Annotated in this window: 15 protein-coding genes and 1 pseudogene; 1 reads left to right on the top strand and 15 read right to left on the bottom strand. The window is 40.2% G+C overall.

What is annotated here, in order from left to right:
- Positions 1–32: 32 nt before the first annotated feature.
- The 5 genes and pseudogenes from parC to PROCOU_RS02835 all read right to left on the bottom strand — a co-directional run bounded on the left by parC (position 33) and on the right by PROCOU_RS02835 (position 6,542).
- Entirely contained in the window at positions 33–2,483 is a 2,451-nt protein-coding gene (parC, locus tag PROCOU_RS02850) for a DNA topoisomerase IV subunit A (protein ID WP_036069516.1), read from the bottom strand.
- Positions 2,480–4,451, bottom strand: a pseudogene (gene parE / locus PROCOU_RS02845) (DNA topoisomerase IV subunit B). The gene parC and the pseudogene parE overlap by 4 nt, the downstream one beginning before the upstream one ends.
- Before the next feature lie 309 nt (positions 4,452–4,760).
- The gene (locus tag PROCOU_RS02840) at positions 4,761–5,180 is read right to left on the bottom strand and encodes a CoA-binding protein (protein WP_036069515.1); all 420 of its coding nucleotides are present in this window, start codon (positions 5,178–5,180) and stop codon (positions 4,761–4,763) included.
- Between the two features lie 74 nt (positions 5,181–5,254).
- Entirely contained in the window at positions 5,255–5,392 is a 138-nt protein-coding gene (locus PROCOU_RS18760) for a hypothetical protein (protein WP_279625161.1), read from the bottom strand.
- Entirely contained in the window at positions 5,331–6,542 is a 1,212-nt protein-coding gene (locus PROCOU_RS02835; RefSeq protein ID WP_279625160.1) for a purine/pyrimidine permease, read from the bottom strand. Before PROCOU_RS02835 ends, PROCOU_RS18760 begins: the two co-directional genes overlap by 62 nt.
- A gap of 192 nt (positions 6,543–6,734) precedes the next feature.
- Between PROCOU_RS02835 and plsY the strand changes: the two genes are divergently transcribed.
- Positions 6,735–7,328, top strand: coding sequence for a glycerol-3-phosphate 1-O-acyltransferase PlsY (plsY, locus tag PROCOU_RS02830; RefSeq protein WP_036069513.1), 594 nt, complete (start codon positions 6,735–6,737; stop codon positions 7,326–7,328).
- A 43-nt stretch (positions 7,329–7,371) separates the two neighbouring features.
- Here the strand turns inward: plsY and PROCOU_RS02825 are convergent, their stop codons facing one another.
- The 10 genes from PROCOU_RS02825 to dprA all read right to left on the bottom strand — a co-directional run bounded on the left by PROCOU_RS02825 (position 7,372) and on the right by dprA (position 17,615).
- Positions 7,372–8,238: an aldose 1-epimerase family protein gene (locus tag PROCOU_RS02825; RefSeq protein ID WP_051994142.1), complete on the bottom strand. Its 867-nt coding sequence runs from the start codon at positions 8,236–8,238 to the stop codon at positions 7,372–7,374.
- Positions 8,238–8,552 carry a hypothetical protein gene (locus PROCOU_RS02820; RefSeq protein ID WP_036069511.1) on the bottom strand — a complete coding sequence of 105 codons (315 nt, stop codon included), beginning with the start codon at positions 8,550–8,552 and terminating at the stop codon, positions 8,238–8,240. Before PROCOU_RS02820 ends, PROCOU_RS02825 begins: the two co-directional genes overlap by 1 nt.
- A 15-nt stretch (positions 8,553–8,567) precedes the next feature.
- The gene (locus PROCOU_RS02815) at positions 8,568–8,990 is read right to left on the bottom strand and encodes an acyl-CoA thioesterase (protein WP_036069510.1); all 423 of its coding nucleotides are present in this window, start codon (positions 8,988–8,990) and stop codon (positions 8,568–8,570) included.
- A 97-nt stretch (positions 8,991–9,087) separates the two neighbouring features.
- Positions 9,088–9,867 (bottom strand): GTP-sensing pleiotropic transcriptional regulator CodY, encoded by a 780-nt coding sequence (gene codY / locus PROCOU_RS02810; protein WP_036069509.1) that lies wholly within the window; start codon positions 9,865–9,867, stop codon positions 9,088–9,090.
- Positions 9,868–9,887: 20 nt separating this feature from the next.
- On the bottom strand, positions 9,888–11,288 hold the full coding sequence (gene hslU / locus PROCOU_RS02805) for an ATP-dependent protease ATPase subunit HslU (RefSeq protein ID WP_036069507.1): 1,401 nt from the start codon (positions 11,286–11,288) through the stop codon (positions 9,888–9,890).
- Positions 11,289–11,301: 13 nt separating this feature from the next.
- On the bottom strand, positions 11,302–11,829 hold the full coding sequence (gene hslV, locus PROCOU_RS02800) for an HslVU peptidase proteolytic subunit (RefSeq protein WP_036069505.1): 528 nt from the start codon (positions 11,827–11,829) through the stop codon (positions 11,302–11,304).
- Between the two features lie 27 nt (positions 11,830–11,856).
- A complete protein-coding gene (gene xerC / locus PROCOU_RS02795; protein ID WP_424960706.1) occupies positions 11,857–12,762 on the bottom strand; it encodes a tyrosine recombinase XerC in 906 nt (301 codons plus the stop codon).
- Positions 12,763–13,012: 250 nt separating this feature from the next.
- Positions 13,013–14,317 carry an FADH(2)-oxidizing methylenetetrahydrofolate--tRNA-(uracil(54)-C(5))-methyltransferase TrmFO gene (trmFO, locus tag PROCOU_RS02790; RefSeq protein ID WP_036069503.1) on the bottom strand — a complete coding sequence of 435 codons (1,305 nt, stop codon included), beginning with the start codon at positions 14,315–14,317 and terminating at the stop codon, positions 13,013–13,015.
- Positions 14,318–14,397: 80 nt separating this feature from the next.
- Entirely contained in the window at positions 14,398–16,476 is a 2,079-nt protein-coding gene (topA, locus tag PROCOU_RS02785; RefSeq protein ID WP_036069502.1) for a type I DNA topoisomerase, read from the bottom strand.
- 281 nt (positions 16,477–16,757) lie between these two features.
- On the bottom strand, positions 16,758–17,615 hold the full coding sequence (gene dprA, locus PROCOU_RS02780; protein ID WP_036069501.1) for a DNA-processing protein DprA: 858 nt from the start codon (positions 17,613–17,615) through the stop codon (positions 16,758–16,760).
- Positions 17,616–17,648 lie beyond the last annotated feature (33 nt).

Below are 17,648 nucleotides of genomic sequence, written 5' to 3'. Positions count from 1 at the left end.
AATCTTGCCTACCTAGGAATCTATATAATAAATTATTCTACCGCACCTTCAGTAATCGGTGCAAGTGCGAGCCAAGTTTCTACTGGTACACCTTCCAACTGCTCATCCATGATGAAAGAACCATTGGAATAACGATCGGTTACACGTAAATTAGAAACATTCAGGTCAACCACAACGTCTTTATTTGTCGCGACATGAATAATATCACTATCATTAGCTAAATCTAAACTAATAAAACGGTGCGGGCTATTTTTCAGCTCACGTAGCATTAATAAGCCTCTTTTTGCTCTAGAAATTGGTTCAAACTCAGCTAATCTCATTCGTTTAGCCGAACCTCGCTGTGTTAACAAGACAAGGTCACGTTTCTCGCTAGGGGCAATGACGTTAGCTCCAGCAATAAAGTCCCCGTCTTTTAGGTTCATTGCTTTCACACCGGCTGTCCTAGCGCCAGATAATGGCACTTCACTAATAGAATAGCGTAAACCATACCCATTATAACTCGCCAAAAATACATCTTCATTCCCAATAACCGTTTCTACCGAAATCAAACTGTCATCGCCTTTCAAATTCATCGCCATCAATGTTTTCGAGTAGCGCTGTGGCTTGTAGTTCAGTACCGCGGACGCTTTTATCATCCCATGCTTCGTTACGAACAAGAAATAATCGGTTTCCAGGAATTCTTTCATCGCAATTGCTGCAACTACTTCTTCATCCCCAGACGTATCTGAAACGAGATGGCTAACATGCTCGCCCAAGCTCTTCCATTTGATATCCGGCAACTCATGCACTGGACGATAAATATAATTTCCCTTATTCGTGAAAAGTAATAGCGAATCCATTGTATTCATCGTCTGAATAAAGATAGCATGATCTGTTTCTTTCATCGATAAATCTTCTCCATTAGAAGCGGTATAAGAACGCATTGCCGTACGTTTTACATAGCCTTCTTTCGTCACCGAAACAACAACATCTTCGCTTGCCACTAGAACCTCAGTATCAATTTTTATCTCAGAAATTTCGTTTTCAACAACAGTCAATCGCGGTGTTTTATATTTTTTCTTAATCTCGTTCAATTCTGCTTTTAAGCATGCGATTAAGTTTTTTTCGTCGCCTAGAATCGCTTCTAGAGCTGAAATTTGTTTTGCTAGCTCTTCTGCTTCTTGCTGCAATTGCGTAATATCTGTATTCGTTAAACGATATAGCTGCAAAGAAACGATTGCCTCTGCCTGCTTCTCACTAAAATCATAGGTAGTTTGCAAATTCAATTTGGCATCACGTTTATCTTTAGAAGCACGAATCATTTGAATCACTTCATCCAAAATTGATAAGGCCTTCATTAAGCCATCAATAATGTGTTGGCGGGCCTTGGCACGTCTAATATCGAATTCCGAGCGTTTCGTAATAACCTCTTTTTGATGAGCAATATACGCATCCAACATCGAAATAATCCCCATTAATTGCGGGCGCTTATTAAATATCGCAACCATATTAAAATTATAGGAAATTTGCAAATCTGTATTTTTGAAAAGGTAATTCAGCACACCATCTGCATTCGCATCTTTCTTCAACTCAATCACAATACGGAGTCCTGAGCGATCTGTTTCATCACGCACTTCTGAAATACCCTCAATCTTCTTATCAATTCGTAAATCATCCATCCGTTTTACAAGATTTGCTTTGTTAATTTCATACGGAATCTCGGTAATTACAATTTGCTGACGCCCACCACGCATATCCTCAATTGCCGTCTTTGAGCGCACAACCACGCGCCCTTTTCCGGTTTCATACGCTTTACGAATCCCATCAATGCCTTGAATAATACCACCTGTTGGAAAATCTGGACCTTTTATCAATTTCATAATATCCATCGTCGTGCAATCGGGCTTATCGAGACGCTTGATAACCCCTTCGATTACTTCTGTCAAATTATGAGGAGGAATATCGGTCGCGTAACCAGCTGAAATCCCTGTCGAACCATTGACTAATAAATTCGGAAAACGGCTAGGTAAAACAGTCGGCTCGCTTGCCGTATCATCAAAGTTTGATACAAAATCAACAGTTTCCTTATCCAAATCACGCAATAACTCCGATGAAATTTTGGAAATTCGAGCTTCTGTATAACGCATCGCAGCCGGTGGATCACCATCGACACTACCATTATTTCCATGCATCTCAATCAAGGTATTCCGAACTTTCCAATCTTGGCTCATCCGTACCATCGCTTCATACACAGACGAATCACCATGTGGATGGTAGTTACCAATTACATTTCCGACTGTCTTCGCAGACTTACGGAATCCTTTTTCGGCGGTATTACCTTCCACATGCATCGCAAATAAAATCCGACGCTGCACAGGCTTCAAACCATCGCGCGCATCTGGTAATGCACGTTCCTGAATAATATACTTACTATAGCGACCAAACCGATCCCCTAAAACTTCTTCCAAGGCTAAGTCTTGAATTTTTTCATCTGGAGTACTCACTCGCCTGCCTCCTCAATAATCATGTTTTCATTCTCTAAAATGCTTTGATCTTCTTCTAGCGAGAATTCCACGTTTTTTTCAATCCAATGCCGTCTTGGTTCTACTTTATCCCCCATTAATGTCGCCACACGTCGTTCAGCCCGAGCGATATCATCAATCCGTACGCGAATCAGCGTTCGCGAATCAGGATTCATTGTCGTATCCCACAATTGATCAGCATTCATCTCACCTAAACCTTTGTAACGCTGGATAATGTAGCCTTTGCCAATTTTTTTTGATGGCTAAATCAAGCTCCTCATCTGTCCACGCGTAAGCCATCACTTCTTTTTTTCCAACACCCTTACTTACTTTATAGAGCGGTGGTAATGCAATATATACTTTGCCGGCTTCCACTAGCGGGCGCATGTAGCGGTAAAAAAAATGTTAGGAGCAATACTTGAATATGCGCGCCATCCGTATCTGCATCAGTCATAATCACGACCTTATCATAATTACAATCTTCCACTTCAAAATCAGCACCAACACCAGCGCCAACTGTATGGATTATCGTACTAATCTCTTCATTTTTCATAATATCCACTAATTTTGCTTTTTCGGTATTTATAACTTTACCTCGCAATGGCAATATAGCTTGAAAGCGGCGATCACGACCTTGCTTAGCTGAGCCACCCGCCGAGTCTCCTTCGACAAGGTATAACTCATTTTTTTGCGGGTTACGCGATTGTGCCGGTGTTAATTTACCAGAAAGTGATGTTTCTGAGCGCTTGCGTTTTTTTTTCCATTCCGAGTCTCTTCACGCGCTTTTCGAGCTGCCTCACGTGCTTCACGCGCCTTCACAGCCTTCTTAACGAGCAAAGCGCTCACTTCTGGATTTTCCGCCAAATAATAGCCTAGATGCTCTGCTACAACAGCATCAACTGCAGGTCTAGCTTCTTGCGTTCCGAGTTTTTCTTTCGTTTGTCCTTCAAATTGCAACAAATTCTCTGGAATCCGAACAGAAAGCACCGCTGAGAGCCCTTCACGGATATCGCTGCCCTCTAAATTCTTCTCTTTTTCCTTTAAAATGCCGACGCGACGAGCATATTCATTGAACACACGCGTCATCGCGGCCTTCATTCCAGCCTCATGTGCACCAGCCCCACGCGTACGTACATTATTAACAAAGCTCAAAATATTCTCTGCATACCCGTCATTGAATTGAAAAGCCGTCGCAATTTCAATCGTATTGTTATCTCCTTCAAAAGATACAACAGGGTGTAGCACATCTTTACCTTCATTAATATATTCCACAAAATTCTTCACACCATCTTCAAAATGGAATTTCTCTTCCATTCCGACACGCTCATCTATAAGCTCAATCTCCATCCCCTTCAATAGGAATGCTGATTCACGCAGACGTTCCGATAATGTCTCATAATTATAAGAAGTCACTGGGAAAATCGCTTTATCTGGTTTAAAACGTATCGTTGTCCCTCTTTTATTCGTTTTACCCAGCTTACGCAGTGTTCCGACTGGCTTTCCACCATTTACAAAATCCATTTCATACGTAAAACCATCACGGTAAATAGTTACTTTGAGCGATTCTGACAAGGCATTCACGACCGAAGATCCTACACCGTGCAAGCCTCCGCTCGTTTTATAACCACCCTGACCAAATTTACCACCAGCATGAAGCACCGTTAAAATAACTTCGACAGTCGGCTTTCCTGTTTTATGCATTCCCACAGGCATACCACGTCCCTCATCTGAAACGCTAACACTATCATCTGCGTGTAAAACAACTTTTATTTTATGACCATATCCAGCCAATGCTTCATCCACGGAATTATCCACGATTTCATAGACTAAGTGATGCAATCCGCGCGTATCTGTCGAACCGATATACATCGCTGGGCGTTTACGTACTGCCTCAAGTCCTTCTAGCACCTGAATCGAATCATCATTATACTCATTTTTTGAACGACTCATTTTATTTTTCTCCTTCCAATTTTGCTTATATACCTTGCTGTTTACCCATTTTAATCTGTTATCCAAACATATGTTGGCAACAACTACTTTAACAGAATAGCACTTAACATCCAAATAATAAACCCATCTCACCTTTCTTGCGACTAAGGAACTAAGTATTTCTAGGCTACATGTGATTTCTTTTATGAAATCCACGCGGGTTTATAGTCAATTAGGATTGATTGGTTAAGCAACTTTATGTAATTTTTTGCAAGCCAAAAGCCCCTTTTAATAGAGGCTTTCTTTACAAGCTATTTGTATAGTCTAACACTATCCTTTGTTAGAAAGCAAATACTCAACCATAATACAACGATCCATAATAACTGTATGGCCTCTTTCTTTCAAGAAATCATAAACATCTTCGCTTGATATACCAGATTGGGTCCAAAAGACATCAGCATCAATTTTGTCGAACGCCTTGGCTAACTCGGGTAGGTATTCGGATCTTCGGAAAATGTCCACGATATCAATATGGCCTTCAATTTCAGCTAGGCTTGCCATGGCTTTCTCGCCAAGTACTTCATCTACATGAGGGTTTACAGGAATAATCGTGTAGCCTTCTTGCTGCATCCGTTCTGATATCTGATAGGATGTACGCTCTGGATTATCGCTAAGTCCAACCACTGCAATCCGCTTTGCTCGCTTTAAAATCTGATGGATATCGCTTCTTTCAGGATTCAAAATTGCCATCTAAATCCCCTCCTATACGTCCATCATATCGGATTAGAGGCCGAAATAGCAAGCGATAACGGTGAATTATTTTTCTATCTATCCGCTTTTTCTCGAAACAAGAAAAACTGCTCTAAAAACATAGCAAAAACACTTCCAACAATAAGTCCGTTATTTAGAACAGCGATGACTGCTGCTGGCAATCCTTTTGTAGCAGAAGGAGACAAGAACATCACACCCACACCAACCATCATTGATATTCCAATAACAAGATAAGCATTTTCCTCTCCAACTGTGATTTTTTTTTAGTTCCTTCAAAGCCATAACTACCATATTAGAAAAAATTACAAATGTAACAGCGTAGCCAACCGGCGCCGGCAATGCGCTCATAATATTCATAACTGGTGGGAATAAGGTAATTCCAATGACAAGCAAGCAACCTAGCAAAAATGGTTTAATTGATTTCTGCCCTGTTTGTGTAACAAATCCAGCTGCTCCTGAAATTGGAACGGGGCCAATTGCTGAAAAACCGCCACCTAATAACTGATTAACACCTGATATCAAGCCACCACGTTTATATTTTTTAGGATCGCTTGGTCTATTCCCAGCTACAATCCCCTCCATTAAACGCACTGATGCAACTAAATTTGTAATTAATAACAAGGTAATAAAAATAGCAGTTGTAATCACACCAGAATCAAACGTTGGCATTCCAAATACAAAAAGCTCCGGCAAGCTGAACCAAGAATGCGCCTCTCCAATGCTTGGTGCTTTTCCAGCTATTAAAAACAACCCCCAACCAAGAATTAAGCTGAAAATCACCGAATACTGACGAAGCCACATCATTTTCGAACGCCCAAAAGCATAGGCTGCGATAACAACAATCATACTTAGCAACGCCATCCAAGGATCCATTAGCAGATGGTCTGCTGAAATTCCAAACATCCCTTGTATAAAAGAACCACTCAGTTGTAGCACGAGTAACATCAAATAGACAAATGTCACAGTTGGTGTAAATAATTTGGCCAAAACCCCAATAAACCCAGTTACAGCCAAAATAATAAAGAATGCACCGCTTACGAGCAATCCACCTGATAGAGCTTGCAAGGCATCAATATTTGACGTGTATAAAACCCCAATAAATCCGGCATAAATCGTGAACACACTCCACCATAAACCCGCTGGTCCTTCATGAATTGGCAAGCGATGTCCAAGCAAACCCTGTAACAAACCCGCAGCCCCCAAAACAAAGATCGTTCGTTGCATAAAACCTGCCGTCTCTACTGGACTTAATTGATACAAATCGGCAATTGCAATCGGTGCAACAATACCGGCGGCTATCATGAAAATCATCCATTGCAAGCCTGCAATACCCATTTTCATATACAAAACCACTCCTTTTTGTGTTATTTTCTAATTATTCAAACCAAAAATAAAAGCTACCCAATTTTTTATTTTACGCCAGTTTATCAAAAAAGTCCATGAAATAAATAAGCAATTACGGTATTCCGTGTTCCTTTTTTGTGCTATAATGACGAAAGATACCTAGTTCGAAATAAAGGAGTTTCTCAACTAATGGAAATGATCATTTTAATTTGTCTCATCGCCTATATTCTTGGCTCGATTCCATCAGGCTTATGGATCGGAAAAATTTTCTATAAAAAAGATATACGCAATTTTGGAAGCGGTAATTTAGGTGCAACGAATTCTTTTCGCGTTCTCGGTGTTAAGCCCGGCATCATTGTGACATTGATGGATATTTTAAAAGGGACTGTCGCTACACTATTACCATTCTTTTTCCAACTAGATATCAATCATCATTTTTGGTTATTAACAGGGGTTTTCGCAATTATCGGTCACAGCTTTCCTCTTTTCGCAAAATTCAAAGGTGGGAAGGCCGTCGCAACATCAGCAGGAGTCGTGCTAGCCTATGCACCTTGGTTGTTTTTAGCGGCGTTGGTTATCTTTGTCCTATCTCTAAAAATCAGCAAGTATGTCTCTCTTAGCTCGATGATAGCTGCTGGAAGTGCCCTAATTATCTCGCTCTTCTTCCAAGACTGGATTCTAGTTGGTATTATAGCTGCCATCGCCATTTTCATTATTTACCGCCATATACCCAATATAAAACGCATCAAAAAAGGCGAAGAACCAAAAATAAGCTGGATGTAATATAAAAAGTAGAAGTTGGGCGCACCAACTTCTACTTTTTATATTATCCAATTGTAATCGTATATTCACTTGAGAAATCAGCACCAATATCCAATGCTTCTATTCCTCGTTTATCTTTTAATTCCACAGACTCGCCTGCTGCATCCGCAATACCAAACCATGGCTCGATACATAAGAATGGTGTACCAGGCTTAGGGGTCCAAATGCCAACATATTTAAAACCTGGGAATGCAACCTTCACAAAATGGCGATTTTTCCGTGAACGAATTGTCACCTCATTTTTCGTCAATCCCTCAAAAATCAATGCATCATTTCCAAACAACTCATAGTTCAGCGCTACTTTTTTTCCGTCCACAATTTTCTTCTTCTCTCCTGATAAATACGGACCTGCAAGCGTCAAGGTTTCCAGTTTCTCCTCTGCGCCGAATTCCAGATAATAATCCTCAAACACCTCACCTGGTACAAATGGCACATTAAAAGCCGGATGCGCGCCGATTGAGAAATACATCGTCTTATCATCCAAATTTTCTACATGATAGCCAACATGGATTGTCCCGCCCTCAATACGATAAGAAATCTCTAAAGCGAATTGGAATGGATAAATCGCAAGTGAATCCGCATCCGACTCAAGACGTAATGTAATCGACTGCTCTTCTTGTTGCGTAACATGAAATAAACGATCACGTGCAAATCCATGCTGCCCTAAACGAAACGGCTTGCCATCAACTAAATACGTATCCTCCACTAACCGGCCTACTGTTGGAAAAAGCACAGGGGAATGTCTCGCCCAAAAAGCACCATCTGCATGCCATAAGAAGTCTTTTTGTGAGTTCTTATCAAATATTCTTGTTAATTCCGCACCGTCTTCTTTTAACTCTACTAATATTGCATCATTTTCTAATCTTAACATCATTCATCACCATTCAAATGAAACCGCTCTATTTGGTCCCATCTGCCCTCTTTTTTTAATGCTGTTCTTTGTATATCTCCAAATAAATCATAATGAGGATAGACCCCGTGGCGCCTATCAATCCATTCCGGTTTAAGCCCGTATGCCGCCCCCCATGCCTCGAGTTTTACTAAATCTGCACAAGCAACCTTTGTTACTGTTTTTGAATCAGGAAAGCGCTCATCTAACCAATAATGTGTCAAAAAGGCTATTTCGCCACTATCCGCTCTTTTTTTCCACGCTTCAAGCTCTGCACGCTTCACTCCAAAAGCCATTATTCCCACCTACCATTACAATTTCATTGCTTTTAAATAAGCCTCATGCCATGAAGGAAAAGCTCGTCTTGTACTCACTGGCTTAAAATCAGATTTGCGCACAGCAATATGTTCTGTTTCACCTGAAATATGTATTTCCTCGCTGCCTTCTTGCCTAATTTCATAGCCATACACGATTCGAAAACCATCATAAGAGTTAATCCACGTCTTCACTACCGCTTTTTGCCCATATTTCATTGCCTGTTTATACGAAATATGCACGTCCAGAACAGGTGAGATGTAACCTTCTTGCTCCATGTCAAAATAGCGCAGTCCAATGCTTTCCAGAAAATCTGTGCGACCAATCTCCATCCAAACCAAATAATTCGCATGATAGACGATACCCATCTGATCCGTTTCTGCATATCTGACAACAATTGTCGACTCATGATACTTCATACAATTCCCTCCTCACTTCACAATACTCATTCTACCACGACAAAAAAACTTCCACAATTATAATAATCGCGGAAGTTTTTCGAATGTATTACTTTAATCAATGATTTTTTAATTTTTCCAATTCTACTAAGAATTTATCATTTAAGACACGAATAAACGTACCTTTCATACCTAGAGAACGAGAATCGATAACGCCTGCACTTTCTAATTTACGAAGCGCATTAACGATAACAGAACGTGTAATCCCCACGCGATCAGCAATTTTAGATGCAACAAGAAGTCCTTCTTTACCATTTAATTCATCAAAGATATGCTCAATTGCTTCTAATTCACTATAAGAAAGTGAGCTAATTGCCATTTGAACAACCGCACGACTACGAGCTTCTTCTTCAATTTCTTCTGCTTTTTCGTGTAAAATTTCCATACCAACAACTGTTCCTCCATACTCAGCAAGCAACAAGTCGTCATCTGTGAAATCATTCTCCAAACGAGAAAGAATCAATGTGCCAAGGCGTTCTCCACCACCAACAATAGGAACAATCGTTGTTAAGCCTTTTACGAAGAGATCACTGTTCTCAATTGGAAAAGCAGTATATTGACTAGAAACTTCTAAGTTAGAAGAAGTTTCATTCACATTGAAAAGACTGTTCGTGTATTCTTCTGGAAATTGGCGCTCTACTAGCATTTGCTTCATACGTGCATTTTCAATTGGCAAAACTTCGGAATAACCAAGAAGCTTCCCTTTACGGCTTACGACATACGTATTAGCTTCAATTACCTCGGCTAATGTATCCGCCATTTCTTTGAAGTTAACCGTTTTACCTGCTGCATTTTGTAGCATTGCATTAATTTTTCGTGTTTTTGCTAATAAGTTCATTATTAGTCCTCCTAAAATTTTTATAAGATAAATTGCGTTAAATCTTTATCCATCATAATAGTAGCTAATTTGTCGTTCACATAACTTTCCGTTACCGTGACAGTTTCTAGTGTAATCTCTGGCGCTTCAAAAAGCAAGTCCTCTAGTAGTTTTTCTAGAATAGTATGCAGCCGTCTAGCACCGATATTATCTGTTTCCTGATTGACATGAAAGGCGATTTCAGCCAACCTCTCCACAGCTTCCTTTGTAAAAATAAGTTCAATATCTTCTGTTTTCAGTAATGCTTTATATTGCTTAATTAGCGCATTATCTGGTTCCGTTAAAATTTTTACGAAATCCTCTTGGGATAATTTATCTAATTCAATCCTGATTGGAAAGCGTCCCTGTAATTCTGGTATTAAATCAGACGGCTTCGACATGTGGAATGCTCCTGCAGCAATAAAGAGGATATACTCCGTGTTCACCGTACCATATTTGGTCGTGATTTGCGAGCCCTCTACAATCGGCAAAATATCTCGTTGCACACCTTCACGTGACACTTGTGCATTGCCACCACCTTGGCCACCGCTTGCAATCTTATCTATTTCATCGATGAAAATAATACCCATTTGCTCTGCACGTAGGATGGCTTCTGAGGACACTTCCTCTTGATCAATCAGCTTGGATGCTTCATCCTCAAAAATAATTTTACGTGCTTCTTTTACAGTCACTTTGCGTTTTTTCATTTTTGATGGGAACAGACCTGAAAAAGCGTCCTGTATACCACTCATTTGATCCATTCCAGTCCCCCGGAACATATCTGCCATAGGGTTTTGTTGCTCCTTCACCTCAACAGTCACATAATCATTATCAAGGTCGCCGCTTTTTAGCTTCCATTCGATTTGACTACGTTTAGAGCGCACAGTTTCGTCCTCAGGCTCCACCTCTTCTTCTTGCTGCTGATTCCCACCACCAAAAAGCATCTCTAACGGATTCTGTGATGACTGTTTTTGTTTTTTCTTAGACGGAGCAAGCAACTTTACCAATCGTTTCTCCGCATTTTCTTCCGCTTTCACACGAACAAGTTGCATCTTTTCCTCTTTCACGAGTCGAACGGAAACCTCCACAAGATCACGAACCATCGACTCTACATCACGTCCAACATATCCAACTTCCGTGAATTTCGTTGCTTCGACTTTGGAAAATGGTGCACGAACGATTTTAGCAATACGACGCGCAATTTCTGTTTTTCCGACACCAGTTGGACCAATCATCAGAATATTTTTAGGAATGACTTCATCTCGTATCTCATCTGACATCAGCGAGCGGCGATAACGATTTCTAAGCGCAACAGCGACCGATTTCTTCGCACCTGTTTGCCCAATAATATATTGATCTAGCTTCTCTACAATCTGGCGCGGCGTTAAATTAATAGTTGACAAATCTAGCCCCTCCTCACACTTGTTCTACAATAATATTATCATTCGTAAATACACAAATTTCAGATGCAATATCTAGCGCGTTTTTCGCAATTTCCTTTGCTTCCAGTCGCTCACCATCGAAACGCTTCATAGCTCGCCCAGCAGCCAATGCGTAATTTCCACCAGAACCGATAGCAAGAATTCCGTCGTCAGGCTCAATAACTTCACCCGTTCCCGAAACCAATAACAGCTTCTCATCGTTCATGACAATTAACATCGCCTCTAGTTTGCGCAAAACATTATCACTACGCCACTGCTTCGCTAATTCAACTGCAGCTCGCTCTAAATTGCCATTATATTCATTTAGCTTCCCTTCAAACTTTTCAAAAAGCGTAAAAGCATCTGCAACAGAACCAGCAAACCCAGCAACCACTCTATCATGAAAAAGGCGTCTTACCTTCTTAGCCGTATGCTTCATCACTACAGAATTTCCTAATGTTACTTGTCCGTCCCCAGCCATAGCAGATTTGCCATTGTGACGAATTGCAAAAATCGTTGTCAATTTCGATACGCCTCCATTTCTTAAAAATTAAGCTCTTGGATGATGCTTCATATACGTTTCCTTCAAATGCTCCTTCGTAATATGTGTATAAATCTGCGTTGAGGAAAGACTAGCATGTCCCAACAATTCTTGTACTGTTCGCATATCAGCACCGTTGTTTAACAAGTCCGTCGCAAATGTATGGCGTAACATATGAGGATGAATCTTTCTTGTAAGAGAAGCTTTCTCGATTACTTTGCTCAAACAATAACGAATACCCCTCGCTGTCAACGGATCGCCGTAATGATTAATTAGTAGCGCTTGGTGTTCTTTCGCATGATGTTCCATTAATATATCACGCCCACCTTTTGTATAATCATTCACAGCGTCTAACGCAAAAGCCCCAAACGGAACATACCGCTCCTTATTCCCTTTTCCTCGTATCAAAATAGTTTGATAGGTTTGATCGATGTCAGGCAATAAAATCCCAGCACACTCACTCACCCGAATTCCAGTAGCGTATAACAATTCAAGCAAAGCACGATCTCGCAAAATCAATGGATTATTATTCGCGTAAACGACATCAAATAGCGCCTCCATTTCTTTAGAATAAAAAAATTTCGGCAATCGCAACTGTTTCTTCGCATGCGAAACAAACGCAAACGGATTATCAGTCATCCCTTTCTCTCTTACTAAAAAAGCATAGAAACTGCGCAAACTTGAAATTTTTCGAGCTACTGTTGAACGGGCAAATTCCAGCTTGCGTAAGTATGTGAGATATAATCTGACCTCCGTGTATGTTACATCTGTAAAATGATTAATGGCTTCTTCTACCATAAATGAACGAAAGTCGCGAATATCATGAAGATAATTAATATTAGTATGTTCTGAATAATTGCGCTCAGCACTTAAATAATTGCTAAAATCCTGCTCCCAATTTCGCCCAGTCACCACATTTATACACCTCTCAAACAAGTCCATCGTATCACACATGGTATGATGTTGCAATAATTTTATACATTTTTCGCAACCTTTCGAATTGAACCGAGAAAGTGTAAATTAAAGGATGAAACTAGTTCTAATGCGATAAAAAAAATAATACTTTTTTTTATTTTGTTTATATTCTATCAGAAATATTTTCCTTTTATATTTTAAAGCAAGACAATACGGCTCCGTTTCACCAAAGCCGTACCGCTTCATTTTTTTATAGTTTTGGAATTACTTCCTTCACAGCTTCAATTGCTCGATTCGCATGTTGCTCATTTCGTTCTTGTTTATTTCGAATTCTTGTTGGCAAGTCTGGGAATAATCCAAAGTTCACATTCATCGGTTGGAACGTTTTTGTATTCGTGTTCGTAATGTAATATGCCATACTCCCAATCGCCGTTTCAGGGGGAAACACTACTAACTCCTCTCCTAAAACGAGGCGCGCTGCATTAATCCCTGCAGCCAAACCGCTAGCCGCTGACTCAACATACCCCTCTACACCTGTCATTTGCCCAGCAAAAAATAGTTCCGGACGAGCTTTTAATTGATAGGTTGGTAACAAAACTTTTGGTGAGTTAATGAAAGTATTGCGATGCATCACGCCATAGCGAACGATTTCTGCATTTTCTAAACCTGGAATCATTTGAAATACACGTTTTTGATCGCCCCATTTCAGGTGTGTTTGGAAGCCTACCATGTTGTATAGCGTTCCCGCCGCATCGTCTTGACGCAACTGCAATACGGCATATGGGCGCTTACCAGTCTTTGGATCTTCTAATCCAACTGGCTTCATCGGACCGAATAACATTGTTTTAATGCCACGCTTTGCCATGACTTCAATTGGCATACAACCCTCAAAGAAAATTTCTTTTTCGAACTCTTTTAATTCGGCCGTTTCCGCGGTTACCAATGCTTCATGGAATGCATTAAACTCTTCTTCTGTCATCGGGCAGTTTAAATAAGCAGCTTCTCCTTTGTCGTATCTAGATTTCAAGTACACTTTATCCATATCAATACTATCTTGTTCAATAATTGGAGCAGCAGCATCATAAAAATATAAATACTCTTCGCCTGTAAGCTCTTTAATTTTACCAGCTAATGCTTCACTTGTAAGTGGCCCAGTTGCAATAATTGTTGGGCCATCAGGTATCTCTGTTATTTCTTCATGGTACACTGTTACATTCGGATGCTCTTTCACTTTTTCTGTCACGTAATTTGAGAATTCATGGCGGTCAACAGCAAGAGCTCCACCAGCTGGTACAGATGCTTGATCTGCTGCTTCGATAATAATCGAGTCAAGCAATCGCATCTCCTCTTTAATAACACCAACTGCATTCGTCATCGTGTTCGCACGTAGTGAATTACTACAAACCAGCTCTGCAAATTTATCTGTATGATGTGCTGGTGTTTGCTTTACAGGACGCATTTCGTATAAATCTACTTTAATACCACGTTTTGCAAGTTGCCAAGCCGCTTCACTTCCTGCTAAACCAGCACCAATTACATTTACTTTCTTATCCATTTTCATCCTCCAATTCAGAACAATAGCAACGCGCGATTAATCGCTTGTTGCTATTGTGTCTAGCTATTTTATAACTCATTCTATTGTTGTGGTTGTTCTTTATAATCACAGTTCGTACATTGAATCTGCACGCCTTTTTTAAGTTTCTTCTCAACAAGTGCCTTTTCATTACATTTCGGACACGGCCGTGCAATTGGTTTATCCCAAGAAACATAATCGCATGCGGGATACCGATCGCAACCATAGAAAATCCGTTTCTTTTTACTCTTACGTTCAATTACCTGACCTTCATTACATTTTGGACAAGTCACACCAATTTCTTTAACAATGGGCTTTGTATTGCGGCAATCTGGGAAGCGACTACAAGCCAAAAATTTGCCGTACTTACCCATTTTGAAAACCATTGGCGCCCCGCACAGGTCACAGTCGATTCCTGCTGGCTCATCTTTAATTTCAATTTTTTCCATCTCTTTATCCGCACGTTCCACGTTCTTCTCAAAACCTTGATAAAACTGGTCGATAACTTTTACCCATTGTATTGCTCCATGCTCGACTTCATCCAATTCTGCTTCCATGTTAGCCGTAAACTGGACATCTAGTATTTCAGGGAAGTAATCTCGAATCAATTCATGCACAATCTCACCTAACTCTGTTGGGACGAAGCGTTTATTGTCCAACGATACGTAATTACGACGCTGAATTGTATCAAGTGTAGGCGAATAAGTTGATGGCCTTCCTATCCCTACCTCTTCCAACGTTTTTACCAACCTTGCCTCTGTAAAACGTGGCGGTGGCTGCGTGAAATGTTGGCGTTGCTCGAGCGATTGGGACTCTACTTTATCCCCCTTTTTCAGGTCGGGCAAGATATTTTCTTTCTCCTCTTTATTGTCATCGTTACTTTCCACATATACTTTCATAAATCCAGCAAATTTTATTTTCGAACCATTCGCTCGAAACATCACACTATTATTATCTAAATCAACGCGCATCGTATCCAAAACTGCTGGAGCCATTTGACTCGCTATAAAACGTTCCCAAATTAAACGATATAGGCGTAATTGATCACGACTCAGATACTCTTTCACATCTTGTGGTGAACGCATAGCGCTTGTTGGCCGGATAGCTTCATGCGCATCTTGGGACGCTTTAGCTTTCTTATCATTCCTCTTTTGGATTCGCCCAAATTCTTTACCGTATGTTTCTGTAATGAATGTAGATGCCTCTTGAATAGCTGTATCTGAAATACGTGTAGAGTCTGTACGCATATACGTAATCAAACCGACCGTTCCTTGACGTCCTAGAGCAATCCCTTCATAAAGCTGTTGTGCTAACATCATTGTTTTACGTGTGCGGAAGTTAAGTTTGCGTGCCGCTTCCTGTTGTAACGAAGATGTTGTGAATGGGGCTGCCGGGTTTCGTAGTCGTTCTTTCTTTACTACATCTATGACTTCGAACTGTTTGCCTTTAATTGTAGACATGACTTCTTTCACATCATCCACTGTGGATAGTTTCTTTTTCTTCCCATTTATACCATAAAAATTAGCTTGAAACTCTTTTTTACCTTTTTTGAAATTGCCATCAATTGTCCAATATTCTTCTGGCACAAAGGCTTTAATTTCGTTCTCACGATCGATAACAAGTTTAAGCGCAACGGATTGAACACGACCAGCACTCAAACCTTTTTTCACTTTCTTCCATAGAATCGGGCTAATATTGTATCCTACTAATCGATCTAAAATGCGACGCGCTTGTTGTGCATCTACTAAATCCATATCAATCTTACGCGGATGTTTAAATGATTCTTTCACAGCATCTTTCGTGATTTCATTGAAAACAACCCGTAAATCATCTGTTTGGTCTAAACCAAGGCTTGTCGCAAGGTGCCAAGCGATTGCTTCACCCTCGCGATCCGGATCGGCTGCAAGATAGACTTTTTTCGCTTTTTTTGCAGCTTGCTTTAATTCTTTTAAAATAGGTCCCTTACCACGAATCGTGATGTAGCGCGGTTCAAAATTATTTTCCGTATCTACTCCCATTTGGCTCTTTGGTAAATCCCGAAGATGTCCCATGGAGGCTTTTACTTTATATTTCTTGCCAAGGTACTTTTCAATTGTCTTCGCTTTTGCGGGTGATTCTACTATTACTAAATAATCAGCCATTGTTCATTCCTCCCTAATTTGGGATACGCATTTAAGACGGCGGAGCGCGCCAGAGTATTTTTCTGACAATCAGCTTCCGATTTTAAATAGTCTCCAACTCTAATTACATAACGAAACTTGTAATCAGTAGTAAATGTTATCCTTAGTTGTGCTATTTGTCAATTCATTTTATTCCAATTACTTTTTTGCACATGTGGAATAACGATGATTCTCTAGCCAACTTATATCAAATACACGAGAAATGCAAGTCTAATCACTTAAAATGTAGAATTTTATCCTAATTAGCACAATTCTTCCATTATATCAGAAGCTTCCATTACTAACTTTGCTCCTTCTTGAATCAATTTATTCGTCCCAGCAGAACTAGGCTGAAAAACACTTCCAGGAACTGCAAATACTTCTCGGTTTTGATTCAAGGTAGCATCTGCTGTGATAAGAGAGCCACTTCTTTTTTCTGCTTGTACAATTAATGTCCCCAAAGATAAACCGCTAATAATTCGATTTCGTTCTGGAAAATGCCATTTGCGTGCCGTAATATGTGGAGCATACTCGCTCAATACAAGGTCATTCCTTACTATTTTTTCAAATAACAGCTTATTTTCAAGAGGGTAGAATTGTAAAAAGCCACTACCAATTACCGCAATTGTTCTTCCTCCAACGCGCAAAGCTTCACGGTGTGACTCAGCATCAATCCCCACTGCTAATCCGCTAACAATTGTCAACGATTCTTGACACAGTGGCGCAACAAGTTGATTAATTATCTGCTTCCCATAATCCGTCATCTTTCGTGTTCCTACAATGGCTAACTTTTCTGACGCTAGCAAAGATGTGTCACCTTTAGCGAACAAAAGTAGTGGTGGATCATATATTTCTTGTAGCAATTCAGGGTAGAGCAAGTCTTCAATAGAGACTAGCTGAATTTTATAATGCTCCAGCTCTACTAATACGTCTGATAAGCAGAATTCAAAAAATTCCCGTTTAAACCGCTCGCTTTGTTGCGCAGGCAACGCTAAATATTCTGCTATTTCCACTGCTTCCATTCTTTTCAATTGTTCTTTAGGAAGCTCTCGCCATAACTTGCCTAATTGTTTAACAGACACCACTGAACAATATTTCATCTGCAGTAACCAATTTTTCATGCTCTGTCCTCTCCTTTGCGTTTCTCCTATCTT

The sequence above is a fragment of the Listeria rocourtiae FSL F6-920 genome, assembly GCF_000525975.1.
GTDB classification, from domain to species: Bacteria; Bacillota; Bacilli; order Lactobacillales; family Listeriaceae; genus Listeria_A; species Listeria_A rocourtiae.
Note: the sequence above shows the minus strand (reverse complement) of the source record. Positions and strands in the feature narration are given on the sequence as shown.